This is a genomic window from Micromonospora sp. NPDC057141, from assembly GCF_042670805.1.
Lineage (GTDB): Bacteria > Actinomycetota > Actinomycetes > Mycobacteriales > Micromonosporaceae > Micromonospora.
Window position 1 is genome coordinate 198,747 of record NZ_JBHUVA010000002.1, and the last position, 25,949, is coordinate 224,695.

The 25,949-nt window shown below is 74.0% G+C and carries 21 protein-coding genes, 1 tRNA gene and 2 pseudogenes; 17 read left to right on the forward strand and 7 right to left on the reverse strand.

Annotated features, from left to right (window positions below; translation table 11 throughout):
* Nucleotides 1-6 precede the first annotated feature (6 nt).
* Nucleotides 7-1,152, reverse strand: coding sequence for a hypothetical protein (locus ACFT41_RS02865; protein ID WP_377585751.1), 1,146 nt, complete (start codon nucleotides 1,150-1,152; stop codon nucleotides 7-9).
* A 37-nt stretch (nucleotides 1,153-1,189) separates the two neighbouring features.
* Nucleotides 1,190-2,020, reverse strand: coding sequence for a 3'(2'),5'-bisphosphate nucleotidase CysQ (locus tag ACFT41_RS02870; RefSeq protein WP_377585754.1), 831 nt, complete (start codon nucleotides 2,018-2,020; stop codon nucleotides 1,190-1,192).
* Nucleotides 2,021-2,255: 235 nt separating this feature from the next.
* Here ACFT41_RS02870 and ACFT41_RS02875 point away from each other — a divergent pair, with 235 nt between their 5' ends.
* Both ACFT41_RS02875 and corA read left to right on the forward strand, forming a co-directional pair.
* Nucleotides 2,256-3,350 (forward strand): PLP-dependent aminotransferase family protein, encoded by a 1,095-nt coding sequence (locus tag ACFT41_RS02875; protein WP_377585757.1) that lies wholly within the window; start codon nucleotides 2,256-2,258, stop codon nucleotides 3,348-3,350.
* A gap of 376 nt (nucleotides 3,351-3,726) precedes the next feature.
* A complete protein-coding gene (gene corA, locus ACFT41_RS02880; RefSeq protein WP_377585760.1) occupies nucleotides 3,727-4,875 on the forward strand; it encodes a magnesium/cobalt transporter CorA in 1,149 nt (382 codons plus the stop codon).
* 130 nt (nucleotides 4,876-5,005) lie between these two features.
* Here the strand turns inward: corA and ACFT41_RS02885 are convergent, their stop codons facing one another.
* A complete protein-coding gene (locus tag ACFT41_RS02885; protein ID WP_377585763.1) occupies nucleotides 5,006-5,752 on the reverse strand; it encodes a hypothetical protein in 747 nt (248 codons plus the stop codon).
* 84 nt (nucleotides 5,753-5,836) lie between these two features.
* Here ACFT41_RS02885 and ACFT41_RS02890 point away from each other — a divergent pair, with 84 nt between their 5' ends.
* Together ACFT41_RS02890 and ACFT41_RS02895 are read left to right on the forward strand one after the other, a co-directional pair.
* Nucleotides 5,837-6,367: a peptidylprolyl isomerase gene (locus tag ACFT41_RS02890; RefSeq protein ID WP_377585766.1), complete on the forward strand. Its 531-nt coding sequence runs from the start codon at nucleotides 5,837-5,839 to the stop codon at nucleotides 6,365-6,367.
* A gap of 64 nt (nucleotides 6,368-6,431) precedes the next feature.
* A complete protein-coding gene (locus ACFT41_RS02895; protein ID WP_377585769.1) occupies nucleotides 6,432-7,343 on the forward strand; it encodes a rhomboid family intramembrane serine protease in 912 nt (303 codons plus the stop codon).
* On the opposite strand, the gene ACFT41_RS02900 is transcribed toward ACFT41_RS02895, so the two are convergent.
* On the reverse strand, nucleotides 7,340-7,801 hold the full coding sequence (locus tag ACFT41_RS02900; RefSeq protein ID WP_377585772.1) for a PH domain-containing protein: 462 nt from the start codon (nucleotides 7,799-7,801) through the stop codon (nucleotides 7,340-7,342). The genes ACFT41_RS02895 and ACFT41_RS02900 overlap by 4 nt on opposite strands.
* Before the next feature lie 141 nt (nucleotides 7,802-7,942).
* Here ACFT41_RS02900 and ACFT41_RS02905 point away from each other — a divergent pair, with 141 nt between their 5' ends.
* From ACFT41_RS02905 to ACFT41_RS02930, 6 genes and pseudogenes are all read left to right on the forward strand, one after another.
* Entirely contained in the window at nucleotides 7,943-9,115 is a 1,173-nt protein-coding gene (locus ACFT41_RS02905; protein ID WP_377585774.1) for a thiolase family protein, read from the forward strand.
* Nucleotides 9,116-9,182: 67 nt separating this feature from the next.
* Nucleotides 9,183-9,748, forward strand: a pseudogene (locus ACFT41_RS02910) (DUF2332 family protein).
* A 174-nt stretch (nucleotides 9,749-9,922) separates the two neighbouring features.
* Entirely contained in the window at nucleotides 9,923-10,432 is a 510-nt protein-coding gene (locus ACFT41_RS02915; protein ID WP_377585777.1) for a hypothetical protein, read from the forward strand.
* 69 nt (nucleotides 10,433-10,501) lie between these two features.
* Nucleotides 10,502-11,197, forward strand: a complete 696-nt coding sequence (locus ACFT41_RS02920) for a response regulator (protein WP_377585780.1) — start codon at nucleotides 10,502-10,504, stop codon at nucleotides 11,195-11,197.
* The gene (locus ACFT41_RS02925; protein ID WP_377585783.1) at nucleotides 11,190-12,689 is read left to right on the forward strand and encodes a sensor histidine kinase; all 1,500 of its coding nucleotides are present in this window, start codon (nucleotides 11,190-11,192) and stop codon (nucleotides 12,687-12,689) included. The genes ACFT41_RS02920 and ACFT41_RS02925 overlap by 8 nt, the downstream gene beginning before the upstream one ends.
* A 56-nt stretch (nucleotides 12,690-12,745) precedes the next feature.
* Entirely contained in the window at nucleotides 12,746-13,372 is a 627-nt protein-coding gene (locus ACFT41_RS02930; protein WP_377585786.1) for a hypothetical protein, read from the forward strand.
* Nucleotides 13,373-13,472: 100 nt separating this feature from the next.
* On the opposite strand, the gene ACFT41_RS02935 is transcribed toward ACFT41_RS02930, so the two are convergent.
* Entirely contained in the window at nucleotides 13,473-15,794 is a 2,322-nt protein-coding gene (locus ACFT41_RS02935; RefSeq protein ID WP_377585788.1) for a hypothetical protein, read from the reverse strand.
* A 124-nt stretch (nucleotides 15,795-15,918) separates the two neighbouring features.
* On the opposite strand from ACFT41_RS02935, the gene ACFT41_RS02940 reads away from it, so the two are divergent.
* Both ACFT41_RS02940 and soxR read left to right on the forward strand, forming a co-directional pair.
* Nucleotides 15,919-16,626 carry a glycosyltransferase family 2 protein gene (locus tag ACFT41_RS02940; protein ID WP_377585791.1) on the forward strand — a complete coding sequence of 236 codons (708 nt, stop codon included), beginning with the start codon at nucleotides 15,919-15,921 and terminating at the stop codon, nucleotides 16,624-16,626.
* 86 nt (nucleotides 16,627-16,712) lie between these two features.
* A pseudogene (soxR, locus tag ACFT41_RS02945) lies at nucleotides 16,713-17,147 on the forward strand (redox-sensitive transcriptional activator SoxR); the annotation flags it as partial.
* A gap of 77 nt (nucleotides 17,148-17,224) precedes the next feature.
* Here the strand turns inward: soxR and ACFT41_RS02950 are convergent.
* Nucleotides 17,225-18,199: an NAD(P)H-quinone oxidoreductase gene (locus ACFT41_RS02950; protein ID WP_377585793.1), complete on the reverse strand. Its 975-nt coding sequence runs from the start codon at nucleotides 18,197-18,199 to the stop codon at nucleotides 17,225-17,227.
* 167 nt (nucleotides 18,200-18,366) lie between these two features.
* On the opposite strand from ACFT41_RS02950, the gene ACFT41_RS02955 reads away from it, so the two are divergent.
* The 4 genes from ACFT41_RS02955 (at nucleotide 18,367) to ACFT41_RS02970 (ending at nucleotide 23,032) form a co-directional block, all read left to right on the forward strand.
* Nucleotides 18,367-18,453, forward strand: a tRNA-Ser gene (locus ACFT41_RS02955).
* A gap of 82 nt (nucleotides 18,454-18,535) precedes the next feature.
* A complete protein-coding gene (locus ACFT41_RS02960) occupies nucleotides 18,536-21,151 on the forward strand; it encodes an ATP-binding protein (protein ID WP_377585795.1) in 2,616 nt (871 codons plus the stop codon).
* A gap of 276 nt (nucleotides 21,152-21,427) precedes the next feature.
* Complete coding sequence (locus ACFT41_RS02965) at nucleotides 21,428-22,324, forward strand: putative Ig domain-containing protein (protein WP_377585798.1); 897 nt, start codon at nucleotides 21,428-21,430, stop codon at nucleotides 22,322-22,324.
* Between the two features lie 174 nt (nucleotides 22,325-22,498).
* Entirely contained in the window at nucleotides 22,499-23,032 is a 534-nt protein-coding gene (locus tag ACFT41_RS02970) for a YbhB/YbcL family Raf kinase inhibitor-like protein (protein WP_377585801.1), read from the forward strand.
* Nucleotides 23,033-23,141: 109 nt separating this feature from the next.
* Here the strand turns inward: ACFT41_RS02970 and ACFT41_RS02975 are convergent, their stop codons facing one another.
* Entirely contained in the window at nucleotides 23,142-23,852 is a 711-nt protein-coding gene (locus tag ACFT41_RS02975; protein WP_377585804.1) for a class I SAM-dependent methyltransferase, read from the reverse strand.
* 211 nt (nucleotides 23,853-24,063) lie between these two features.
* Between ACFT41_RS02975 and ACFT41_RS02980 the strand changes: the two genes are divergently transcribed.
* Complete coding sequence (locus tag ACFT41_RS02980) at nucleotides 24,064-25,914, forward strand: hypothetical protein (RefSeq protein WP_377585807.1); 1,851 nt, start codon at nucleotides 24,064-24,066, stop codon at nucleotides 25,912-25,914.
* Nucleotides 25,915-25,949 lie beyond the last annotated feature (35 nt).

Consider the following 25,949-nt stretch of genomic DNA (forward strand, 5'->3'; position numbering starts at 1 on the left):
GCCTCGTCAGGAGGCGGCGCACCAGGCCCGCCACGCCTCTCGGCTCGGCGCGTCGGTGAGCCGGAAGTCGCCGCCGGCCACCTCGTAGTCGTAGTACGCCACCCACAGCGGGCGCTGCCCGTCGAGGTAGCGGCTCATCGACCGGATCCACGCGGCCCGGCCGGTGCCGCTGCTGTCCCCGGCGATGCGGACGCTGCCGGTCTCGGCGAGCCCCCAGGGCTTCCCCAGCGCCTTCGACTTGTTGATCATCGGGGTGAAGACCTGCGCCGGGTCGGTGTACCGGTCGTACTTCCCGCCGCTGTTGTAGCAGTCCCAGCCGAGCACGTCGATCGCGTCGCCGCCGGGCCAGTAGTCGTCGAAGCTGCGCCGCGAGTTGGGGTTCAGCGTCCAGCACATCAGGATGAGCGTGGACCGCAGCCGGGGGTTGCCGGCCCGGTCGGCGAGGCCGGCGAGGCGCTTCCACGCGGCCCGGTACTGGGCGGCCGTGTACGAGCCGCGCTCGACGTCGTCCTCCGGCTCGTGGAAGTAGGACCAGTAGACGTCGAGGTCCCGGGGGACCGAGCGGAACCAGGCGGCGAGCTTCGCGTCGTGCTTGCCGGCGGCCACCTCCCCGGGCGGGGCCTTGAACGAGACGACCACCGTCCGGTCGGCGACGTCGGCGCGGCTGCCCGACCAGGACGGCGGCAGCCCCGGGTAGAAGACCCGGACCATCCGCAGCGGGCCGTAGCTGCGGTCGGACCGGGCCAGCCCGGCGGCGAAGCTCTCCCCGTCCTTGAGATAGATGCTCGCCCCGGGAAGCGTGTTCCGCCCGCCCGGGGAGCCGCCGGAGGTGGCCCCGCCGCTGACGTTCGGGCTCGGCGAGCCCGACCTGGGGCCCGCGCCGAAGCCCTCGTTCCCGCCCGGCGTGGGGCGGGCACCGCTGGCTGCCGGGCCGAGCCCGGCGTTGCCGCCGGTGCCGTCGGTGACCGTCGGGGCGGGTTGGCCGGGCAGGTCGCCGTTGGTGGCGAGGGCGACCGTGGTGCCCAGCGCGACCGCGCCGGCGGTCAGCGGCAGCAGCCACCAGCGGCCGAGCAGCAGCCGCCGGCGGCGGGGCGGGTCGGGATCGGGCGGGGCGGGTGCGAGAGTGGGTGCGGCGGTGGGGCCGGGACTCATGACCCTCCTCGGATCGGCGGTGCCGGAGCGGGCATCGTCAACGGTAGCGGTCGATGGCCGAGAGCAGGGACTCCGCGTGCTCCGGCCGGCACACCAACAGGTCCGGAAGGCGCGGGTCGTCCCGGTTGTAGCGCAGCGGCGACCCGTCGATCCGGGACGCGTGCATGCCCGCGCCGAGGGCCACGGCGACCGGGGCCGCCGAGTCCCACTCGTACTGGCCGCCGGCGTGCACGTACGCGTCGACCTCGCCGGTGACCACCGCGCAGACCTTCACCCCGGCCGAGCCCATCGGCACCGCGCGGGCACCGATTCCCTCGACCAGCTCGCTGACGAACGCGGGCGGCCGGCTGCGGCTCGCCGCGATCCGCAGCGGCCCGTCGACGGCCGGGGCGGCCGGAACCCGGTTGCCGAGGACCAGCGGCGCGCCGTCGGGGCCGGTACGGGCCGGCATGCCGACCGCGCCGGCGACCAGCGCGCCGTCCGGGGCGGCCGAACGCTGCCAGAGCGCCACGTGCACCGCCCAGTCGTCGCGCCCTTCCTCGGAGAACTCCCGGGTACCGTCCAGCGGGTCGATGATCCACACCCGGTCCGCGGTGAGCCGCGTCGGCCGGTCCACGGCGGACGGGTCGTCGGCCCAGGCCCGCCGGCTGTCCGCCTGCTCCTCGGAGAGCACCGCGTCGGCCGGGCGCCACCGGGCCAGGGCGGTGGACATCAGGTCGTGGGAGACCTTGTCCCCCGCGTCCTTGAGGGCCTTCGGGTCGGCGAAGCCCTGCTCGGCGCGGAGCGCGGTCAGCGCCACGCCGGCCTCGCCGGCCAACCACTCGGCGAACGCCTGGTCGTCGAGCCGACCCGTACCGTCCTCGGTCACGTGAACCTCACCACTCCTCCGGTGCTGCCGCCGGACCGTCCTGCGCCGCCCGGCCGGACGCCATCCTTCGGCGGTCGCGCGGTCGCGGCCAGACACCGGTCCGATAATCGACAACGAGTGTCGCGCACCTTCGACGCTTTCCGCTTCGGCCGTTCGCCGCCCGTCGACTGCCCGCATGTTGAACTTGGCGTGTATGCCGGTCGGAGCGCCCGGGCCAGGCCCTAGGCTCGTCCGCATGACCGCCGAGCAGCTGATCTCCTTCGCCCGTGGCGCTCCCTCGCTGGACATCGTCGATGTCGAGGGGCTCAAGGCCGCCGCCGTCCGCGCCTTCGACGCCGACCCCGCCGGGGTCACGGCGTACGGCACCTCCGTCGGGTACCCGCCCCTGCGGAAGTGGATCGCCGAGAAGCACGGCGTCGAGGCCGACCAGGTGCTGGTCACCAACGGCTCGCTCCAGGCCGACGCGTTCCTCTTCGACCACCTGGTGCGGCCCGGCGACGCGGTCGTGGTGGAGCGCCCCACGTACGACCGGACGCTGCTCAACCTCCAGCGGATGGGCGGCGAGATCCACGGCGTGACGGTCCAGCCGGACGGCCTGGACACCGCCGAGCTGCGCAAGCTGCTGGAGTCCGGGGTACGCCCGAAGCTCGCCCACGTCATCCCGAACTACCAGAACCCGGCTGGCGTCACGTTGTCGCTGGACAAGCGGCGGGAGCTGCTCGACCTGGCCGCCGAGCACGGCTTCACCCTCTTCGAGGACGACCCGTACGCCGACATCCGGTTCCGGGGCGAGCCGCTGCCCTCGATGCTCTCGATGGACACCCGGGGTGTGGTGGTGCACGCCTCCAGCTTCACCAAGACGGTCTGCCCCGGCGTGCGGGTCGGCTACCTGGTCGGGCCGGCGGACCTGATCGGCGACATCGCGAAGAAGGCCACCAACCTCTACATCTCGCCGGGCATGGTGTCCGAGGCGATCGTGCACCAGTTCTGCGTCTCCGGTGACATCACCCGTTCGATCGAGACGGTCAGCGCGGCCCTCGGCGAACGGGCCCGGGTGCTCGCCGAGTCCCTGCGCCGACACATCCCCGAGGCGCGCTTCGTCGAGCCGGACGGCGGCTACTTCCTCTGGGTCGAGCTGCCCGAGGACGTGCTGGTCGACCGCCTCGCGCCGGCGGCGGCGGAGCGCGGCGTGGCGGTCGTCAAGGGCAGCGACTTCGTGCTCGACGGCGGGCAGCACGCGCTGCGGCTGGCCTTCTCGGCGGTCACGGCGGACCGGATCGACGAGGGTGTTCGCCGCCTGGCGGAGGCGATGGCGGCCGTTCGGGGCTGAATTCCTGTCGGATTCGTCACAACACGGCGGTGCGGGCCGGGTGGGCCTCCCGGCCCGGCCGGTCCACGGCCCACAATGCTGCGAGCGCCGTTCACCAAAGCCGGCCCTGCCTGCCCCGATGCGGGCACGGCGGTCCCGGCCAGCGGCGCGCGAGGCATCACCCCCGCCCCCAAGGGCACCGGGTGGGCCGGGTCGCCCCTCACCCCCCTGATGTGGCCCGGCCCACCCGGCGCCGCCCCGCCCCCCGACGGCCTCCGGCGGGCGGCACCGGTCGGCCCGTCTCCGGCGGCCGGCGGCGGTCGGCGGCCCTCCGGCGGGCGTAGCCTGCAACCTGCGGCGGCGTCGGCGGTCGCGGCAGCGTGGGGAGGGGGTCGCCATGTCGGATCGGGCGGAGCGGAGCGGAGCCACGTCGCCCACCGGCGCGCGGGCGATCATGCCCCGGGCCTGGGCCCCGGTGCGGGCGATGACCCGGATCCTCAACGCCGACGGCAGCCAGCGCACCGCCGAGCCGCCCGGCCCCGGCGCGGGCCGCAGCGCGGTCATGGACTCCGCCCTCTACGTCGACGGCCGGCGGCAGCCCGGCGACCGGCACTACGCGGAGGCGCTGGCCGCCGCCCGCCGCGAGCGCGGGTTCGTCTGGATCGGCCTGCACGAGCCGGAGCTGGCCGAGATGACGGCGATCGCCGACACCTTCGGCCTGCACGAGCTGGCCGTCGAGGACGCCGTCAAGGCCCAGCAGCGGCCCAAGCTGGAACGGTTCGGCGAGGTCAGCTTCCTGGTGCTGCGTACCGCCCGATACTGCGAGCACGACGAGCTGACCGAGAACTCGGAGGTCGTCGAGACCGGCCAGGTGATGCTCTTCATCGGCCCCAACTTCGTGATCAGCGTCCGGCACGGCGACGCCTGCCGGCTCGCCCCGGTCCGCGCCGACCTGGAGGCCAAGCACGAGCTGCTGGCGCACGGCCCCTGGGCCGTCGCGTACGCGATCACGGACCGCGTGGTCGACCTCTACCTGGAGGTGGCCGACCGGCTGGAGGACGACCTGGACGTCCTGGAGGTCGACGTGTTCGACCGGCAGAGCATCGGCCGGATCCAGCGGATCTACCAGATGAAGCGGGAGCTGGTCGAGTTCAAGCGGGCCGTCGCCCCGCTGCAGCGCCCGCTGATGACCCTTACCGCGCAGGTCAGCCGGGAGATCCCGCAGGAGGTGCGGCGCTACTTCCGGGACGTGCAGGACCACCTCAGCCGCACCGTCGAACAGGTCAACTCCTACGACGACCTGCTCAACTCGATCCTCCAGGCGCGGCTGGCCCAGGTCACGGTCGACCAGAACAACGACATGCGCAAGATCGCGGCCTGGGCCGCCATCGCGGCGGTCTGGACCGCGATCGCCGGCATCTACGGCATGAACTTCGAGAACATGCCGGAGCTCAAGATGACGTACGGCTATCCGGTCGTGCTCGCCCTGATGCTCGCCATCTCGCTCGCCCTCTACCGCTGGTTCCGCCGCAACGGCTGGCTCTGACGGCTCCGCCGTAGCGGCTGGCTCTGACGGCTCCGCCGTAGCGGCTGGCTCTGACACGATCCGGCACCGGGCACGCCCACGGCGCGGGACGACGGGGAGTCGTCGCCGCGCCGCGGGCGATGGTGCGGGGTCAGCTCAGCGCCGGCCGCCGGCCGCCGGTCCCGGTCGCGTTCTTCTTGCCGAGCGCCTTGTCGAGGTTGTCGGCCGGGCGGCCGGAGACGTCCCGGGCGCCCTCGGCGACCGAGGGAACCTTGTCGGTCGGGTGGACGACCGGCTGGGCACCGGGCCGGGCGGGGGAGGTTGCCGCCGAGGGGGTCTCCACGACCAGGGTGTCCACCTCGTCGCGGGCCGGCTCCAGGATGCGGGTCGGCTCGTACTCGGACCATTCCTGCTGTTCGCGGCGGCGGCGCAGCGCCATGGCGCCGGCCAGGCCGGCGACCGTGCCGGCGGCCAGCAGGCCGACCATCGTGCCCCGCGAGCGCTTCTGCTTCCGCTTCGCCTTCATGCTCTTCGCCTTGACCTTCCTGCTCACCGCGGCCTGCCGCACGGCGGCGGCCTTCTTCCCCACGACGGCCTTCCCGGTCGCCTCGGCCTGTGCGTTGCGGACGGCCAGGGCGAGCGGCGCGAGAGCCGCGACCGTCGACGCGAGACCGCTGGACGCCCGGTCCCGCACCACGAGGGCGGTCGGCGCGACGGCTCCCCGGGCCGCCTGGACCCGCGGGCCGACCGTGGCGCCGGCACCCTTGGCCGCGTACGTCGCGGCCTGCCGCAGGTGGCCGATGCCCTGGTTCAGCTCGATCCTCGCCAGCTGCCCCTGGGTCTTGCGCCGCACGATTCCAAACACGGTCCCACCTCCTGGGAGTTGTTCCTTCGTCATCCTCCACCTTCGGATGCCTCCGCACTGCCAGATCGGGCACATGGGAGGATCCGCATGGAACTGACCAACGACTGAGGAGTACCCGTGGCCGAGGCTGTCTACGCCACCTTGCACACCAACGCCGGCCCGATCCGGCTGGAGCTCTTCCCCAACCACGCGCCGAAGACGGTTCGCAACTTCGTCGACCTGGCCGAGGGCAACAAGGAATACACCGACCCGCGCACGGGCCAGCCGGGCAGCGGGCCGTACTACGACGGCACGATCTCGCACCGGGTGATCAGCGGCTTCATGGTCCAGATGGGTGACCCGACCGGCACCGGTCGCGGCGGCCCGGGCTACAAGTTCGGTGACGAGTTCCACCCCGAGCTGCGCTTCGACCGGCCGTACCTGCTGGCCATGGCGAACGCCGGGCCGGGCACCAACGGCTCGCAGTTCTTCATCACCGTCGGCCCGACCCCGCACCTGAACAACCGGCACACCATCTTCGGTCAGGTGGCCGACGAGGCGTCGGTGAAGGTCGTCGACTCGATCGCCAACACCCCCACCGGCCCGAGCGACCGCCCGCTCCAGGACGTGGTCATCGAGCGCGTCGAGATCGAGCGCGTCCCGGCCTGACCGGCTCCGCGAGGTACCTTTGCTCGCATGACTGAGCGCCCCGCGGCACCGGGAGGCAGCAGCCGTGAGTGAGTCCCCGCCGACCACCCCGGTCTGCTATCGGCACCCCGGCCGGGAGACGTACGTCCGCTGCACCCGCTGCGACCGGCCGATCTGCCCCGACTGCATGCGGGACGCCTCGGTCGGGCACCAGTGCCCGGAGTGCGTGGACGAGGGACGACGCAGCGTGCGGCCGGCGCGCACCGCCTTCGGCGGCGGTGCCGTCGGCCGCCTCGGCTATGTCACCAAGGCCCTCATCGCGCTCAACGTGCTGCTCATGCTCCTGTCCATCGCCTCCGACCGGGGCGGGGACGCGCTGGCCGGCGGCTCCGGCTTCGGTGGTCTGATGGGCGGCAGCACCCCGCTCACCGACTGGGGTTCGGTGCTCGGCCAGGCGCTCTTCCCCGACGGCAGCGTGCACGGCATCGCCCAGGGCGAGTGGTACCGCCTGGTCGCCGCGATGTTCCTGCACTACGGCGTGGTGCACCTGCTGCTGAACATGTGGGCACTGTGGGTGCTCGGGCGGTCCCTGGAGGCCAACCTCGGTCCGCTGCGTTTCCTCGGCCTCTACCTGATCGCCGGCCTCGGCGGGAACGTCGCCGCCTACCTGTTCAGCGCCGAGAACGCCACCACGGCCGGCGCGTCCACCTCGATCTTCGGCCTCTTCGCCGCGCTGATCGTGATCGAACGCCGGATGGGGCGGGACATCTCCTCGGTGCTGCCGGTCCTGGTGATCAACCTGGTCTTCACCCTGACCGTGCCGGGCATCTCCATCCCGGGCCACCTCGGCGGCCTGCTGACCGGCGCGGCCATGGCGCTGGTGCTGGCGTACGCCCCCCGGTCCCGGCGGACGCTGTTCCAGGTGGCCGGCGCAGCGGTCCTGCTGGTGGTGCTGCTCGCCCTGGCGGTCGTGCGCACCCTGATGCTGACCGGCTAGCCCCGGTCCGGCCCGCCGGAGGCGGCGCGGGCGGCGCGTAGCGCCTCGGCCACCTCGCCGGGTGGGGCGTCCAGGTCGTAGCGGCCGAACAGGTGCAGCGACTCGCCCGCGTCGATCTCCAGGACCTCCGTGGACAGGCCCAGCCGGGGCCGCCGGTCCACGGTGATCGCCTCGACGGCGGCCCAGCCGAGCCGGCGGCGGCCGGCGAAGCCGCGGGCCACCGTGATGCCCGCCGGGTCGACCGCGAGCCGCACCGGGGCCAGCAGGTCCCGCACCGCCCAGCCGGCCAGCCCGGCGGCGGCCACCCCGGCGAGCACCGGCGGCACCCGGTCGCCGTCGGCGAAGAGCAGCCCGAGCCCGACCAGCACCGCCGCCCCGACCAGCTTCACCGCAGGCAGGGCCGCGGGCACCCGCCACTGTCGGGCCGACGGCGATGCGGGGGTCAGTGCCGACTCCATCCCACCAGGATGCCAGCCGCGCCCACCCGGGGGCGGCCCGCCGTCGCGGGGGACGGCCGGGCGGGGGAGGGCCCGTCGCGGGGGGACGGCCGGGCGGGGGAGGACGTAGTATCGGGGCAGCCAGGTTACCGGGGAGTAAACATGAGTGACGCGGTCATCGTCGGTGCGGTACGCACCCCGGTCGGGCGGCGCGAGGGCAGCCTCGCCGCCGTGCACCCGGTCGACCTCTCGGCGCACGTGCTGCGCGCCCTCGCCGAGCGCACCGGGATCGACCCCGGGCAGGTCGACGACGTCGTCTGGGGCTGCGTGTCCCAGGTCGGCGAGCAGTCGTGGAACGTCGCCCGCAACGCCGTCCTCGCCGCCGGCTGGCCCGAGTCGGTGCCCGGCACCACCCTGGACCGGCAGTGCGGCTCCAGCCAGCAGGCCCTGCACTTCGCCGCCGCCACCGTCCTGTCCGGCCAGGCCGACCTGGTGGTCGCGGGCGGCGTCGAGTCGATGACCCGGGTGCCGATGGGCTCCAGCGTCGGCGGCGGCACGCCGTTCAGCGCCCAGGTCCGCGACCGCTACCGGGGCGTCGAGGGCTTCGCCGGCGACGAGCCGCTGCCGTTCAACCAGGGCGTCGGTGCCGAGCTGATCGCCGCCCGCTGGCACTTCTCCCGGGCCCAGCTCGACGAGTTCGCCCTCGCCAGCCACGTCAAGGCCGCCGCCGCCCAGGACGCCGGCGCGTTCGACCCCGAGCTGGCCCCGGTGGCCCTCGCCGACGGCGGCAAGTTCGCCGCCGACGAGGGCATCCGCCGGGACACCTCGCTGGCGAGACTGGGCGGCCTGAAGACGCCCTTCCGCGCCGACGGCGTGGTCACCGCCGGGTCCGCGTCCCAGATCTCCGACGGTGCCGCCGCGCTCGCCGTCACCACCGCCGAGTGGGCCAGCCGCCACGGGCTGCGCCCGCTGGCCCGGGTGCACACCGCCGTGGTCGCCGCCGACGACCCGGTCACCATGCTCACCGCACCCATCCCGGCCACCGCGAAGGCCCTGCGCCGCGCGGGGCTGGGCATCGAGGAGATCGGGGTGTACGAGGTGAACGAGGCGTTCGCCTCGGTGCCGCTTGCGTGGCTGGCCGAGACGGAGGCGGACCCGGAGCGCCTGAACCCGCGCGGCGGCGCTATCGCCCTCGGCCACCCGCTCGGCGCGTCCGGGGCCCGGATCATGACCTCGATGCTCCAGCACATGCGGGACAACGGCATCCGCTACGGCCTCCAGACCATGTGTGAGGGCGGCGGCATGGCCAACGCCACCATCGTCGAGCTGCTCTGACCGTTCGCGGCGGGGCACGTGGCGGCCGTCATGGCGAGTCCGGCACGCCCCCGGCAGGCTGTCCGGAATGGACACCGCACTGTGGTACCGGGAGTTCGGCGAGCGCGAGGCCCGGGGCGAGTCCCCCACGTACGAGCGACTGGCCCACGCGGTCGCCGGTGACCGCCGGCTGGTCACGCTCCTCGACGACCTGCCGGAGCCGAAGCGGCAGCCCAACCTGCTCTTCGGCGCCGTACGTCACCTGGGTGGCCCGGTCGACGACCCGGCGGCGTTCCGACGTTGGACGGCCGGGCACTGGGCCGAGGTTGCCGCGACCGTGCGGGCCCGGCTGACCGCGGCGGCCCGGATCGCCCGCGCCGACCCGCCCCTGCTGCCCCGGGGGGACCTGCTCACCGACCTGCCGGTGCTGGCCGCCGCCGCGCCGCCGGACGCCACCCTCGTGGTGTTCCACAGCGCCGTGCTCGCGTACGTGCCGCCGGACGCGCGGGCCGGGTTCGTCCGCACGGTCGCCGGACTGCCGGGACACTGGATCGCCAACGAGGCCCCGGCGTACTGCCGGGGATCGCCGTGCCGGCCCCGCCGGACGACACGACCCGCTTCCTGCTCTGCCTCGACGGGACGCCGGTCGCCTGAGCCGGGCCGCACGGCCAGGCCCTGTACCCGCTTCCGGGGCCCGCCGCCGGAGGTTTGTAAGAAGGGGACCCTTCTCTACCGTATGCGTTAACAAGGGGCCCCTCCTTGCCCGTGGAAGTTCCGTAGATTGGCCGTTGCCCATATCAGGCGCGGGGTGGGCTCGTTGGTCACGTCATGGACGTCTTCTCCCGAACGTTCCTTCCCGCCGCCGCCGAGACCGGGCTGGCCGTGCAGGCCGTCAGCCGGCACGTGCCGGTCTTCCGCCGCTGCGTCGGCGCCGGTGACGCCACCGTCCTGGTCGCCCGGTGCGGCCGGCCCGACCGGGTTGCCGGCGAATACCTGCTGCTGCTCACCCATCGCCGGCTCGTGATCACCCGGCAGTCCCGGGTGCTGCACCGGCTCCGCCTGCACCTCAACGCCGAGCTGTGCGAGCTCAGCGACGTCACGTGGAGCGCCGACCCCCGACGGCCGGCGGTCGAGCTGGCCGCCACGGCCATCGACGGCGTCCGGGAGCGGTTCGTGATCCGCGTCCAGCACCCGAGGCAGGTGTGGCAGCTCGACGCTCTGCTGCACCACGCGTTCCGCGCCCGGCTGCGCACCTCCCGGGAGCGGGTCGTGGCGGCCATCGGCGATGTGTCGACCACTGCCCGGGGTGCTGCGCTGCGGCCCGTCGTGGTGCACTGAGCGGGTCCTTACCTGATCCGAACATGTCCTGACGTCCCCCGCCGGGCGGCGGTCGGCAATCATGGTCCGGTGACCGTCGACGCACCGCAGCGCGGGCTGGTCCTCGTCGTCGAGGACGAGCCGGCCATCGCCGACCTGGTTCGGCTCTACCTGACGCGGGACGGTTTCGGCGTACACCTGGAACGCGACGGCGCGGCGGGGCTGGCCGCCGCCCGCCGGCTGCGCCCGGTCGCCTGCGTCCTGGACATCGCCCTGCCCGGCCTCGCCGGCACCGAGATCTGCCGGCGGCTGCGCGAGGCCGGTGACTGGACGCCGGTCCTCTTCCTCACCGCGCGCGACGACGAGGTGGACCGGATCATCGGCCTGGAGCTCGGCGCGGACGACTACGTGACGAAGCCGTTCAGCCCGCGCGAGCTGGTGGCGCGGGTCCGCGCCGTGCTGCGCCGCACAGCCGGCGTGCCGGAAGGCGTCGAACGGGCCCGGACGGTCGGCCCGGTCACCCTCGACCCCACCCGCCGCACGGTGACCGTGTCCGGCGCGCCGGTGCAGCTCACCTCCACCGAGTTCGACCTGCTCGCGCACCTGATGGCCCGGCCCGGCCGGGTCTTCACCCGCGAGGAGCTGCTGGCCGGCGTCTGGGGGTACGCGGCCCACTCCGGCACGCGCACCGTCGACGTGCACGTTGCGCAGGTCCGGGCCAAGCTGGGCGGGGCGGCCGGGGTGATCCGCACCCACCGGGGCGTCGGGTACGCCGCCGATGGCTGACCGGCCGTCGACGCCGGGCCGTCCCGCGCCCCCCGTCGATCATTCCGCACCGACCCAGCCCACCGTCGCGCTGCCGGTGATCGGCCCGCGTCCGGCCCGGCCGCCGCGTCGCCGCCCCGGGCGTACGCTCACCGCCCGCGCGGTGCTCGTCACCTGCGCGGTCGCCCTCGTCTCGGTGCTGGTCACCGCGCTCGTCGCCGCCCCGCTGGCGGTGCGCGGCCAGGAACGGCGAGATCAGGAGGCCCTCGCGGCGCAGTCCAGGCTCGCCGCCGACGTGCTGCGGGTCCGAACCTCCCGGCAGCGGGACGCGGCGGGCGACCGGCTGATCCGCCAGCTCCAGGAGCAGGACGTCGACGTGTACGTGATCCGCGCCGGCACGGTCGACCGCGCCGGCCTGCCCCGGCAGGTCGTCAACCGGGTCGCCGCCGGCAACAGCGTCTCCGGCCGGCGGCTGGTCGCCGGCGAGCGCGCCCTCGTCGAGGGGCGACCGCTGCCCGGCGGGGACGGCGTGGTGCTGACCCGCCCCGCCACCCCGGGCCTCTGGGGGCGGGTCGTGCGGGGCCTCTGGCTGCCGCTGCTCGCCGGGCTGGCCGCCGGGCTGGCCGCCGGGATGCTGCTGGCCCGCCGGCTGGCCCGACCGATCCGCGTCGCCGCGACCGCCGCCGCCCGGCTCAGCGCCGGTGACCGGGCCGTCCGCGTGCCGGTCGAGCCGCCGGACGAGGTCGCCGAGCTGGCCCTGGCCCTGAACGGGCTCGCCGCCGCGCTGTCCACCAGCGAGGGCCGGCAGCGGGAGTTCCTGCTCTCCGTCTCCCACGAGCTGCGCACCCCGCTCACCGCCATCCGCGGGTACGCCGAGGCGCTGGCCGACGGGGTGATCGGCGCGGACGAGGTGCCGCGGACCGGGCGCACCATGCTGGCCGAGGCCGAGCACCTGGACCGGCTGGTCCGCGACCTGCTCGCGCTGGCCCGGCTGGAGGCCGCCGACTTCCCCCTCGAACCGGTGCCGGTCGACCTGGCCCGGCTGGCCGCCGACGCGGAACGCACCTGGGCCGACCGCTGCGCCGCCGTGGGGGTGACGTTCCGCGTGGAGATCCCCGACGGAGCGGTGCCCGCGTACACCGATCCGGGGCGCATCCGGCAGGTGATCGACGGGCTGCTGGAGAACGCGCTGCGGGTCGTACCCCCGGGGGCGCCGGTGGTGCTCGCGGCCCGGCCCGCCGGAGCCGGCCCGGCCGACGGCGGGGTGCTGGAGGTGCGCGACGGCGGCCCCGGCTTCACCGACGACGACCTGGCGGTGGCCTTCGACCGGGGCGCGCTGCACGAGCGCTACCGGGGGGTACGCAAGGTCGGCAGCGGCCTCGGGCTGGCGCTCGCCGCCGGGCTGGTACGTCGGCTGGGCGGCCAGATCGCCGCTGGTCACGCCGCCGAGGGCGGCGCGGCGTTCACCGTGCGGCTGCCGGCTGATCCTTACCTGACCCGAACGTCGCGCTGACGCCCCCTGATCACCGGGGCGCGACGCTGGGACCCTCACCGACGAGAGGGAGACCAATGGCACGTCACGGATTCGCGGTCGCCGCCACCTCGCTGCTCGCGGCGGTGGCCGTGGGAGTCACCGGCTGCGGGCCGGCGCGGGTGACGCAGGACACGGCTAAGGAGGTCGCGGTTGACGTGTCCGCCGCGCTGGGCGCGGAGGGGCAGGCGCTCACCGCGCTGGGCTTCGACCCGGGCGACCTCGACCTAGTGGCCGCCCCGGCACCCGAGGGCTCGGCGAACTCGGGCCCGACACAGTCGGGCTCGGCCGCGCCCGCCAGCGGTGAGCCCGGCGCGAAGGACCGGCAGGGCGAGCGGGCGCAGGAGTGGCGCAAGCGCCGGCAGGCGCGGGTGCTGCTGCGGAAGAAGAACACCCTGCACGGCGAGGTCGTGGTGGGGACGAAGGACGGCGGCACGAGGACCGTCGCCGTGCAGCGCGGCGAGGTCACCGCGATCGACGGCGACTCGATGACCGTGAAGTCCACCGACGGTTACACGATGACGTGGACGTTCGGCGACGACCTGCGGGTGGTCGAGCGGCGCAAGACGATCCAGCCCGAGGCGGTGCGGGTCGGCGCGACGGTCGGCGTGGCCGGCGCGAAGGACGGCGACGCCGCGAAGGCGCGCCTCGTTCTGCTCAAGTGAAAGCAGGGCCCCCTGTTAACGCTTTCCGTTGCACAGGGGGCCCTGCCAACGACCCGCCGCGCGGGAAGCGCGAGCGCAGGGCGCGGGAAGCGGCGCCGCGTCAGCGGGGCGGCGGCAGGGCATACCCGACGTAGCCCCGCCAGGCCAGCGTCCAGCCGGCGGGCACCAGCTCGGCGCAGACCTGCCGGTTGCCGGTACAGACGATCGCGTCCGTCGAGGCCGGGTCGGCCGGCGGCCGGTCCGGCAGCACCGACTGGAGCGCGACCAGCTCGGGCGGCCGGCCGTCGGCGTCGCGCAGCAGGAGCCACCACGGGTACTCCCAATTGTCGTTCTGCTGCACCAGCCCGATCCGCCGCGCATCGGCGGCCCGGACCGCGTCGGCCGCTACCCGGAACTCGCCGGCCCACTGCGGCCGGCGCAGGAAACGGGTGTCCCACTCCGAGGTGGTGAAGACCGACCCGGCCCCGACCAGCCGGCGCGGGAAGCCGTACGACAGGGCGAGCACCCCGGCCAGCGCGGACCCGGCCAGCATCGCGACCGCCAGCCCGACCGCCACCGACCGGCGGCCCGGCCCGGCCGCAGAGCCGCCCCCGGACCCGCCGTCAAACCCGGACCCGGGCCCCGACTCGGGCCCCGACGCGAGCCTGCGGCGGAAAAGCGAGTCCAGCCAGAGCCCGGCCAACGGGGCCGCCAGAACCAGGGCGTACAGCAGCAGCCGGTTTCCCCACGGCTGCCACTTGATCATCGCGGTGTGCAGCGCGACGGTCGCCACCACCACGATCGCGTACCCGCGCAGGGCGCCGGCCGAGGCCGGGCTGACCCGGGCCGGTCGGGCCAGCGCCAGCGCCGCGCCGACCAGCGCCAGCGTGCCGGCCAGCGGGAACGCCACCCGGTCCTCGTCGGGATACCAGGCCGGCACCGGAAAGGTCTCCCGGCCGAAGGTGATGGCCCGGTCCTGCGGGTCCACGCCGATCGCCCATGCCCCGGCCACGATCGCCTCGGCGGTGCCCGCCCGGACCGCCGCGAGCGGCGTGTCCAGCGCGGTGTGCCCGATCCGCAGGGCGTTGACCAGGACCGACGGCGGATCGTGCCGTTCCATCGGAATGGACTCGCGCAGCCTCGGCGGCCCCAACGGGTGCCCGAACTCCGCCTGCACGCGGGCCAGGAACGGGCCGACCACCAGCAGGGCCACCAGCAGCACCAGCACCGACCCGGCCACCGTCCGGGCCACGCCACCCGCGCGGGATCCCGGTGGCTTCAGCACGCCGTCGGCCACCGCCGGCCGGGCGACGTCGCCCGCCCCGACCGGGGCTCCGCGGTCGGCCCCGCCGGCCGGCAGGCCGACGCCGCCCGCACCGACCAGGGCCGGCTGGGCCGGTCCGTCGACCCTGGCATTGGCCCGCCGGTCGCCGACTGCACCCCGCACGATCCCGTCGAGGTACGCCAGCCGAAGCTGGCCGATCCCCCAGAGCAGCAGCAGCGGGCCGACCCCGATCAGGCCGCTGGTCTTCGTCACCGCGGTCAGCCCCGTCGCCGCGCCGAGGAGCAGCAGCGTGCCGGCCCCGGCCCGCCGGCGCAGCCCGTCCAGGGCGAAGGTCGCCACGCAGGCCACCCAGGCGGCGCAGACCAGGTCGGTCTGGGTGCTGGTCGCCTGGAGCGCCACCATGGGCGTGGTGGCCAGCACGAACGCGGTGAGCAGCTGGGCCCGCCGCCCCCCGCCGAGCTGCGCGGTGATCCGGGTGACGGCGAGCAGGCAGCCCACCCCGGCGGCCCACTGGAGCAGGTTGTGCAGCGCGTCGCCGCCGGTGAACAGGCGCAGGTGCAGCAGCAGGTACTCCGCTCCGGGCGGGATGGTCACCTGCCGGTGGATCGCGGTGGGCCAGAACTCCAGGCCACCCTGGGCCACCCAGTGCTCCACCTTCGGCAGGTGGTACGTCTGCGAGTCGAAGTTGTTCGGCTCGGCGAGCAGCGCGATGAGCAGCTCCACCAGGACCAGTCCGCCCACCGTGCCGGCGAGCAGCCGTTCGCCCCGGCCGGCCGTACGCCACCGGTCTGCCAGCCGGGCCCGGACGGCGGCCGGGCTCCGGTCGGTGCCGAACCCGGTCGACCCGGTCGCCGCGATGGCGCGGCGGCGTCGCCAGCCCGCCGCCGCCACGGTGGCGGCGACGAAGAGCAGCCACGCGACCGCGAAAGCGGGCAGGGTCAGCAGGCGCAGCGCGCCGAGCAGTTCCACCGTCAGCACCGCGAACGCGCCGGTGACCACTGCGGCCCGGACCACGGCGAGGCGCAGCGGGGCGACGGTGTCCGGCCCGGCGGGGCGCAGCGGGGCGACGGTGTCCGGCCCGGCGGGGCGCAGCGCCACGGCGAGGGACAGGACGGCGACGAGCGGGGCCGCCACGAGCAGGGAGCCGGCTGCCGACATGGCGCGAAGTAAACACCATCCGGCTGAACGGGCGGAGCCCGACGCCCGGCGGTGCTGCACCCCGCTGTGCTGAGCTGCCAAGCTAGGCTAGTCCCGACGTGTCGCCGCCACCGTGGAGATTCCCGTGAAGCTCTCGATCCTCATGCCGGTCTACAACGAGGAAGAACGCATCGCGGATGCCCTCAAGCAGGCGTTGGCGGTCGACTACCCGTGCGAGATCGAGCTGGTCGTGGTCGACGACGGCAGCCGCGACGGCACCGGCGAGGTCCTCGGCCGCGCCGACGACGCGCGGCTGCGGGTGGTCACCCACCAGCGCAACGCCGGCAAGGGTGCCGCCATCAAGACGGCGGTCGACAACGCCGAGGGTGAGTACATGGTCATTCTCGACGCCGACCTGGAGTACGACCCGCAGGACATCCCCAAGCTGCTCGACCCGGTGCTCGACGGCCGCGCCACGGTGGTCTACGGCAATCGCACCTTCGGCAGCCACAGCGCGTACAGCTTCTGGTACGTGATGGGCAACAAGGGCGTCACCATGGCGGCCAACGTGCTGTTCAACTCGTACATCGGCGACCTGGAGACCTGCTTCAAGCTGATGCCGGTCGCGCTCTACCGTTCCCTCGACGTCCGCTCGCGGGGCTTCGGCATGGAGGCGGAGGTGACCGGCAAGCTGCTGCGCCGGCGCATCCGCCCGTACGAGGTGCCGATCAGCTACCGTGCACGCGGCCGCGAGGAAGGCAAGAAGATCACCTGGAAGGACGGCGTCGAGGCGATCTGGATCCTCGGCCGGGAGCGCACCCGCCGCCGTCCCGTGGGTGCCCCGCAGCACTGATCTCGACGGCTCCGACGCGGTGGCGGTGCTGCGGGCCGGCCGTTAGCCTGGGCAAGTTGAAGTCCACTTCAATTCAAGGCGACGTGATGCAGGAATCCCTGACCATCGGCCAACTCGCCGCGCGCAGCGGTGTCGCACCCTCAGCGCTGCGTTACTACGAGCGCCTCGGCCTCATCCGGGCCGACCGCACCGGCGGCAACCAGCGCCGCTATGCCCGCACCGAGCTGCGCCGGGTCGCGTTCATCCGCGTCTCCCAGCAGGTCGGCATCTCGCTGGAGGAGATCCGGGAGGCGCTGGACTCCCTGCCCGCCGCCCGCACGCCCACGGCGGCCGACTGGACCGAACTCTCCACCGCCTGGCGGGCCCGGCTCAGCGAGAAGATCCGACTGATGACCAAGCTCCGTGACGACCTCGACGGCTGCATCGGCTGCGGCTGCCTGTCGTTGCAGCGCTGCGTCCTCTACAACCCCGACGACAAGCTGTCCGGTGAGGGTCCCGGTGCCCGCCTCATGCTCTCCCGTCCCGAGCACGACGCCGGCCCCGAACTCTCCGCGAGCGCCGAGCACCCGGCCTGCGGCGACTGCGCCCCCGCCCCCGCCTAGACGGTCAGCAGCACCTTTCCCACGTGGGCGTTGGAGTCGACCAGGCGGTGCGCCTCGGCGGCCTCGGCCATCGGCACCCGCCGGTCGACGACCGGGCGGACCGTGCCGGCGGCGACCAACGGCCACACCTGCTCGCGTACGCCCGCGACGATCGCCGCCTTCTCCGCCAGCGGCCGGGAGCGCAACGCGGTGGCCGCCACCGACGCCCGCTTGGCCAGCAGCGCCCCCAGGTCCAGCTCCGCCTTCCGGCCGCCCTGCATCCCGATCACCACCAGCCGGCCGCCGGTGGCCAGCGCCGCCACGTTCCGGGCCAGGTAGGCCGCGCCCATGATGTCGAGGATCACGTCCGCGCCCCGGCCGTCGGTGACCTGGCGCACCTCCTCGACGAAGTCCCGCTCCCGGTAGTCGATCGCGTGCACCGCGCCGAGCCCGAGCAGCCGTCCGTGCTTCGCCGACCGGGCGGTCACCACCACCGTCGCCCCGAGCGCCGCGCCGAGCTGCACGGCGAACGTGCCGATCCCGCTGCCCCCGCCGTGCACCAGCAGCGTCTCGCCCCGCGCCAGCCCGGCGAGCCGCACCACGTTCGACCAGACCGTGCACGCCACCTCGGGCAGCGCCGCCGCGTCGACCAGGTCGACGCCGTCCGGCACCGGCAGCAACTGCCCGGCGGGCACGGCCACCCGCTCGGCGTACCCGCCGCCGGCCAGCAGCGCGCACACCTCCCGGCCGACCTCCCACCCGGCCACGTCGGGACCGATCGCGCTGATCACCCCCGAGCATTCCAACCCGGGGTACGCGGGCGCGCCCGGCGGGGGAGGGTAGTGCCCCTGCCGTTGCAGCAGGTCGGCCCGGTTGACGGCGCTGGCCCGCACATCGACGACCACCTCACCGGGGCCGGGCTCGGGGTCGGGCACCTCCGCCCAGACGAGTGCGTCGGGTCCACCGGGCTCCGGGATCGTGATCGCGCGCATGGCCCAGTCATACCCGATCCGGCGAGTCCTCCACGTCCGGGCCGTCCCGGTCCGTCGCCGGTCGGGTGCCGGTGGGACGGGAGTCCGGTGCCGGTGGGACGGCGAGTCGCGGGTCGGTCGGCTTCTGGCAGACTAGGCAACGGTCGCGCCCCTCGGGACGTGGCCCGGGAGGGTTCGCCTAGTGGCCGATGGCGCTGGTCTTGAAAACCGGTAAGGCAGCGATGTCTTCGTGGGTTCGAATCCCACACCCTCCGCACCATCACCAACAGGAACGCCCTCTCAAGAGGGCATTCGATCGGCGGATCATCACCTGACCTTGGGCATTAGCATGTACGCGTGCCGGCGCAGCAGGAGCGGGGCAGGTTCGGCGAGTTGGTCAGCCAGCTGCGGACCGCCGCCAGGCTGACCCAGGAGGAACTGGCCGAGCGCACCGGGCTCAGCGTACGGGCGGTCAGCGATCTGGAGCGGAACCGGGTGGCCCGGCCGCGCCGGGAGACGATCTCCCGCCTGGCCGCCGCGTTCGGCCTGCGCGCAGTGACGGCCGAGGAATTCCACGCCGCCGCGCGGTCGGCGACCCGAACCGGTGGGACGGACCCGATCCGGCCGGCACAGCTGCCCATGGACACACCGGACTTCGTCGGCCGAACCGCGCTCATCGCGGAGGTTTGCGGGGAGCTGACCGGAGCCGGCAACGTCCGCGGTGAGCCGGCCGGCGCCACCCCGGTCGTCTACGCCTTCTCCGGGCCGCCGGGCGTCGGCAAGAGCACGCTCGCCGTCCACCTCGCCCACCAGGTCCGGCACCACTTCCCTGACGGGCAGGTCTTCGCCGACCTCGGTGGTGTCGCCGCCACCGGACCGGCACCGGTTCCGGCGCTGACCGCCACCGTGCTGCGCGCCTTCGGCGTCTCCGGGCGGGACCTGCCCGACGAAACGGCGGAGCGGATCGGCCTGCTCCGCTCCGTGCTGGCCGACCGGCGGGTCCTGATCGTCTGCGACGACGCCGCGACCGAGGCCCAGGTGCGCGCGGTGTTGCCCGGCACCGCGGGCAGCGCCTTGCTGGTCACCAGCCGGCACCCGCTTGCCGGGCTGGCCGGGGCGCGCTTCGTCGCCGTGCCGGTGCTCGCCCCCGAGGAGTCGCTGACGATGTTGCGGGCGATCGCCGGGCCGGCTCGGGTAGGCGACGAGACGGAGTCGGCCCGGGAGGTCACCCAGCGCTGCGGTCACCTGCCGCTGGCGATCCGCGTCGTCGGCGCCCGCCTGGCGGTGCAGCCCGACGCCGCGATCGGTGCGGTCTGCGCCCAGTTGGCGGTGGAGTCGCGGCGTCTCGACGAGCTGACCGCCGGTGACCTCGGGGTCCGTGCGAGCATCGCGCTCAGCGAGGATCTGCTCACCGCCGACGACCGCCGTATGCTGCGGCTGCTGACGCTGCTCGACGCGCCGACCATCACCGGCTGGGCGGCTACGGCGATGCTGCACGGCGGTCCAGGGCCAGTCCCCCCGCACGGCGATCCGGGACCGGCCGGGTCTGCTGCCCCGCTGCCGGCGGCCGGTCTCGACGCACTGGTCCGGGCGAGCCTGCTCGACGAGGTGCCGGTGGGGGGCGGCCGGACCGGGTATCGGTTCCACGACCTGATCCGCGCGTACGGGCGGGAGCGCGCGGCGGCCGAACTGGACGAGGCGACCCGCGCGGCGGCGGTACGGCGCGGTATCGGGGCGCACGCGGTGATGGCGGATCTGGCCAGCCGGCACATGCCCGGCGGCTCGCTGCGGTTGTACGGTGCGGTGGCGCTCGACCCCGCCACCGACCATCCCGCCGACGGTGCCGCGCATCCCGCCGAGGGTGCCGCCGATCCGGCCGCCGTCGCCGACCCGTTGGAGTGGTTCGACTCGACCCGCCCGGCCCTGGTCGCCGCCCTCGGGCAGGCGCTCGACACCGGATTCACCCCGGCGGCGGTCATCATCGCGGACGCGATGGTCGACTTCTGGGCCACCCGGGGCCATTTCGACGAGTGGCGGGGTCTCGTCGAGCGCACCTGGCGGCGGTGCCGGGAGCTGGCGGACACGCCCGGCACGGCCCGGATGGCGCAGCGGCTGGCCGAGTGGCACGTCGTACACCAGCGGTTCGACCGGGCCGACGAGCTGCTGACACAGGCGTTGGCGCTGTTCCGCTCGATCGGTGACGCCGCCGGGCAGGCCAATGCGTGGCTGCTGCTCGGCTCGAACGAACGCAGCGCCGGCAGACTCGATGCGGCCGCGGAACGGCTCACCGCCGCCGCCGAGCTGTTCACCGCCGCCGGGGTGCCCGCCGGTACGGCACACGCGTTGGTGCAGGCGGCCATCGTGGACCGGACCCGGGGTGACTACGACGAGGCGCTGCGCCGGTTCGACCAGGCGCTGGTCATCTTCCAGGCGGTCGGCGACCAGCCCAGGGGCGACCAGCGCGGGGTGGCCCAGGCACTGCTGGGCGCCGGGCTGACCCACCTCGCCGCCGGGGACCTGGCCGCCGGTGCCACAGCGCTCGCGGACGCGCTGGCCGCCGCCGAGCGTACCGCCGATCGGCGCCTGACCGCACAGGTGGTGGCCACCCTCGGGGATCTGCGCGCGAAGCGGGGGGAACTGCCCGAGGCCCGCCGCCTGCTCGTCCAGGCCGAGGAGATGTTCACCGAGTTGGGGCTGCCGGACGGGCTCGCCTTCGTCTCCCAGGCCCTCGGGGCGCTGCTGCTCGCGCTCGGCGAGCCGGCCCAGGCCGCGCGGCACACCCGCACGGCGCTTGGCCTCTACGAGGCAGCCGGCGTACCCGTCTGGCGGGCCCGGACGACGGCGCTGCTCGGCGACATCGCCCTGGCTGCCGGCGCCTCGGAGGAGGCGAGGCGGCACTGGAGCGCCGCGCGGCAGATCTTCGACGATCTGGGCCTGCCTGAGGCGCACGAGCTGGACCGCCGCCTGGGCTGAGGCCGTGTGCCTGGACTTCGACTGCGGCTGATCAGGGTATATCCGGCCTAACCGCCGGTTGCGGCGGTCCCCCGGCAGCGGAAACTGCCGGCGTTACTTCATGGTTTCGCCGACCGTGGACCGCGATAGTCCGTCCCAGGGACGGGCGCGTCCCCGTCACCACGCAGGACACCGCTCCAGGAGGACCCCATGGCTCTAGCCGCCGACCAACACCAGACTTCCTCCCACCGAACCCGCGCGGCCCGCCTGCGCCACCTCGCATCCGTCCTGGGGGTCGTGGTGGGAACCGGGCTGGTCGGCCTGGTGGCGGTGCCGGACGCCTCCGCCGCGGTGCCCCCGCTGCGACCGTTCGTGGACTGCATCCAGCCGAAGCCGGAGGCGGCGGCGGGCATCTACCTCGTCTACTTCGGCTACGAGAGCGACGCCCAGCGGATGCTGGAGTTCGGCGACGCGAACCAGATCGTCCCGGGCCTCGGGTACCAGGGCCAGCCGACCATCTTCAACGGGGGCTACTACCCCCGGGTGTTCGCCGCGATCTTCAACGCCAACGCCTTCCCGGCCATTCACTGGTCCGTCGACGGCCAGGAGGCGATCGCCACCACCGACTCGCGGCGCTGCGCGGCCGGGCTCACCGCCCCGGCCAGCGATCTGACCCGCACGGGCGCCACGCTCAACGGCGTGGTGGTTCCGGGGGGCGCGACGACGACCTACACCTTCGAGTACGGCACGACACCGTCGTACGGCGAAACGACGCCGGCCCGGGAGGTCACCGGCACTGGCGCGCAACTGGTCCAGGCGGAGCTGACCGGCCTGGCACCCGGCACCCGCTACCACTTCCGACTGAGCGCCACCGACGCCGCCGGCACCACGACCGGCGCGGAGCTGGCTTTCACCACCCCGGCCCCGGAGTTGATGATCAGCAACGAGTCGCTGGCGCCGGCCCGGGTCAACCGTTGGTACGCGGCGAGCCTGACCGCGGTCGGCGGCGAGGGGCCGTACCGGTGGCGGAAGGTGAGTGGCTGGCTGCCACCTGGGCTGACCTTCCACCAGCGGACCGGCCGGATCGTCGGCGTCCCGACGCGCGCCACCACCACCAGCATCACCGTCAAGGTGATCGACTCGAACGGGACGACCGCGACCCGGACCCTGTCGATCACCTCCTACCGTCCCTGAGCCGGGCGCGCGCCGACGGCCACCGTCCCCTGGCCGGCGACCGGCGGGGACAGGCGGCGGCGACGAACGGCGGGCCGGCGCGGCGATCACCTGCGTGCCGATGACCGATTGACCCTGGGCATCGGGGTAAGAAGGGGCGCAGAAGAACCGCGCTCACCGGAAGGACCATCCCCGATGTCCCTGGAACGACCGATCGCCCCGGACCCGTACGAGCTGCTGCCCACCGTTGCGTCGTTCGCCCTGACCAGCGAAGACGTGCACAATGGCGAGCCGATGGACGCCCGGTACGCCCACGGCAGCGTCGGCGGCGAGAACGTCTCGCCCCACCTCGCCTGGTCGGGCTTCCCCGCCGAGACGAAGAGCTTCGTGGTCACCTGCCTCGACCCGGACGCGCCGACCGGCAGCGGCTTCTGGCACTGGGTGCTGGTCGACGTGCCCGCCTTGGTGACCGAGCTGCCCCGGGGCGTCAAGGAGGCCGACCTGGGCGGCGCGTTCAGCGTCCGCAACGACTACGGCGACACCGGCTTCGGTGGGGCCGCCCCGCCTGCGGGTGACCGCCCGCACCGGTACGTCTTCGCCGTGCACGCCGTCGACGTCGAGCGCCTCGACGTGGGCGCGGGGGCGAGCTGCGCGTACGTCGGCTTCAACCTGGCCTTCCACACCCTGGCCCGGGCGGTGATCCGCCCGACGTACCAGGTCAAGGACTGACCCGGGACCCACCCGCTTCCGCGATCTTGCACTTGGGGCCCACTGTTCACGCCTTTTGCCCGCTTTGCCGGGGCCCTAAGTGCAAGATCGCCGCAGAACGGGGTGGGGGTCAGGCGGGGACTCGGGCCACCGCGAAGACGGACTGGCCGAACGGGGGGCGGACCAGCTGCTCGGCGGCCTTGGTGGCGGGGAGGACCAGGGTGTCGTAGACCTTGACCATCGGCCCTTCCTTCGGCATCAGCCGGAAGACCTTGGTCGCCATGAAGTAGCCGATCAGGCCGAGCGCGTTCGCGTAGTGGATCTTCTCCACCGTCAGGCCGGCCTCGGTCATCGCGGCGGCCAGGGTCTTCTTCGTGTACCGCCGGACGTGGCCGGTGGCGATGTCCGCCGGGCTCATCGCGAACTCGAACGCCGGCACGATGATGATGACGTTGCCGCCGGGCCGGACCAGGTCGCGCATGCTGCGCAGCGCGCCCACGTGGTCCTCGATGTGCTCCAGCACGTTGTACGAGACGGCGGCGGTGTAGTCCCCGCGCTCGGTGTGCGGCAGCAGCATCTGCCGCACCTCGATGGTCGGCTGCTCGGCGAGGCGCTCCTTCAGCGCGATCAGCCGGTCCGGGTCGGCTTCGGTGGCCGTGAAGCGGGGGAGGTGCGCCGACCACTCCAGGGCGTAGTCGCCCAGCCCGCTGCCGATCTCGATAGGGTTGTCACCGAGGTGCGGGACGGCCAATTCGACGAACCACCTGCGGTGGTTGACCGCCGTCGCGAGCCCTTCAAGGACCTCGGACTGGACTCGCTGATCCCCAGTGATATCTGCCATACGTCGATTCCTCACGGTGTGACTCGACCTGCCCCGGGACCGACAGAGTGAACCATCCGAAGCGGACGGCGGGGAAATCGGGGCACCGTGGTGGCCGAATTGCGGTCGGGGGTGGGCACGAGATCGGCGGTCGGCGAACCCGGCACATAGTACGCCAGTCCACCGAAACATGTCACGTCAGTGCCATACCCTGACTACTCTACGAATTGTCATGACTACTCCTCAATCGAACCGCCCGGGTGGCGGGGTCGGGGGCGGCGGGGCCGGCTCCCCGGTGCAGGGCGCGCCCGACGAGGGGCGGGCCGGTGCCGCAGCGGCCCGCCGGGGGCGGTGGACGGATGTCGCCGCGGTGCTCAGCTTCGCGCTGATCGCCCTCTGGGTGACCCTGCGGTTCTGGTTGCACCCGGCGCACGGGGTGCGGGACAACCGATCCGATCAGGCGCTCTTCGAATGGATGCTGGCGCACGGGGCGCGCGTGGTGACCGATTTTGCATATCCGTTCGGCTCGGACCGGATGAACGTGCCGGACGGCGTGAATCTGATGGCCAATACATCCGTATTGTCCATTTCATTGCCAATGACGCCGATCACCGTCCTGTTCGGGCCGCGTACCGCATTCCTGGTCTTTCTCACCGGCGGCATGATCGCCACCGCGACCGCCTGGTATTTCGTGCTTTCCCGCGTGCTGATCGGAGCCCGGGGGCCGGCCTGGCTCGGGGCCGGCTTCTGCGCCTTCGCCCCCGCGATGGTGTCGCACGCAAACGCCCACCCCAACATCGTCAGTCAGTTCGTGGTGCCGCTCATCGTCTGGCGCACCCTGCGGCTGCCGGACGGGGGCCGGTGGCTGCGCAACGGCGTACTGCTCGGCCTCGTCATCGTCTGGCAGGCGTTCATCAACCTGGAGATCCTGCTGATGACCGCGATCGGGCTCGGCGTCGTGGTCGTCGCGCTCGCCCTGGGCCGGGCCGGCCTGCGCCGGCAGGCCCGACCGTTCCTCGCCGGACTCGCGGTCGCCGCCGCCCTCTCCGGCGTCCTGCTGGCCTACCCGATCTACGTGCAGTTCTTCGGCCCTGGCGCGTACGAGGGGCTGTCCCGGCTGATCCGCGGCTACCGCACCGACCTGGCCGCGTTCACGGCGTTCGCCCGGGAGTCGGTCGCGGGGGACCCGGAGGCCAACCGAAAGCTGGTGAAGAACCCGACCGAGGAGAACGGCTTCTTCGGCTGGCCGCTGGTGGTGCTGGTGGGCGCGCTCGTGTGGTGGCTGCGCCGCAACCCCGTGGTGCTCGGCCTCGCGGCCGTCGGCCTCCTCTTCGCCGTGCTCTCGCTGGGCCGCGAGATCCAGTTCGAGGGCCGGGCGACCGGGATCGCCGGCCCCTGGGCCGCGCTGGAGGACCTGCCGATCCTGCACTCCGTGGTGCCGACCCGGTGGGCGCTGGCGACCGTACCGATCGTCGGGGTGCTGCTCGCGCTCGGCGCGGACCGCGCCCGCCGGCTCGCCCGGGAGCACCCCGCCGCCCGGCCGCAGATCCGCTTCGCCACCGCCACCGTGCTGACCATGGCGCTGCTCCCCGCGTTCCCCACCCCGCTGCCCTCGGCCCGCCTCGACCCGGTGCCGGCGTTCGTCACCTCCGGCGCCTGGCGTCCGTACGTTTCCGGCGGGCGCAGTGTGGTGACCCTGCCGCTGCCCGACACCGACTACCCGGACCCGCTGCGCTGGTCGGCGGCCACCGGGCTGGACCTGCCGCTGGCGCGCGGCTACTTCCTCGGGCCGGACACCCGCCCCCGGGCGCCGGAGGGGCGGATCGCCCTGTTCACCGCCCCGCCCCGCCCCACCAGCAGTTACTTCATCACCATCCGGCGCACCGGTCAGGTGCCTCCGGTCACCCCGCTGACCCGGGTGAACGCCGTGGACGACCTGCGGTACTGGCGGGCGGGGGTGGTGGTGCTCGGTCCGCACGAGCACGCCGACGCGCTGCGCCGGGGCATGACCGAGTTGACCGGCATCCGCCCCACGTACACCGGCGGGGCCTGGGTGTGGGACGTCCGCCCGCTGACGAGCTGAGCTCGCCGCAGCGCGGCGCGGGCCGGTGCGTCGGC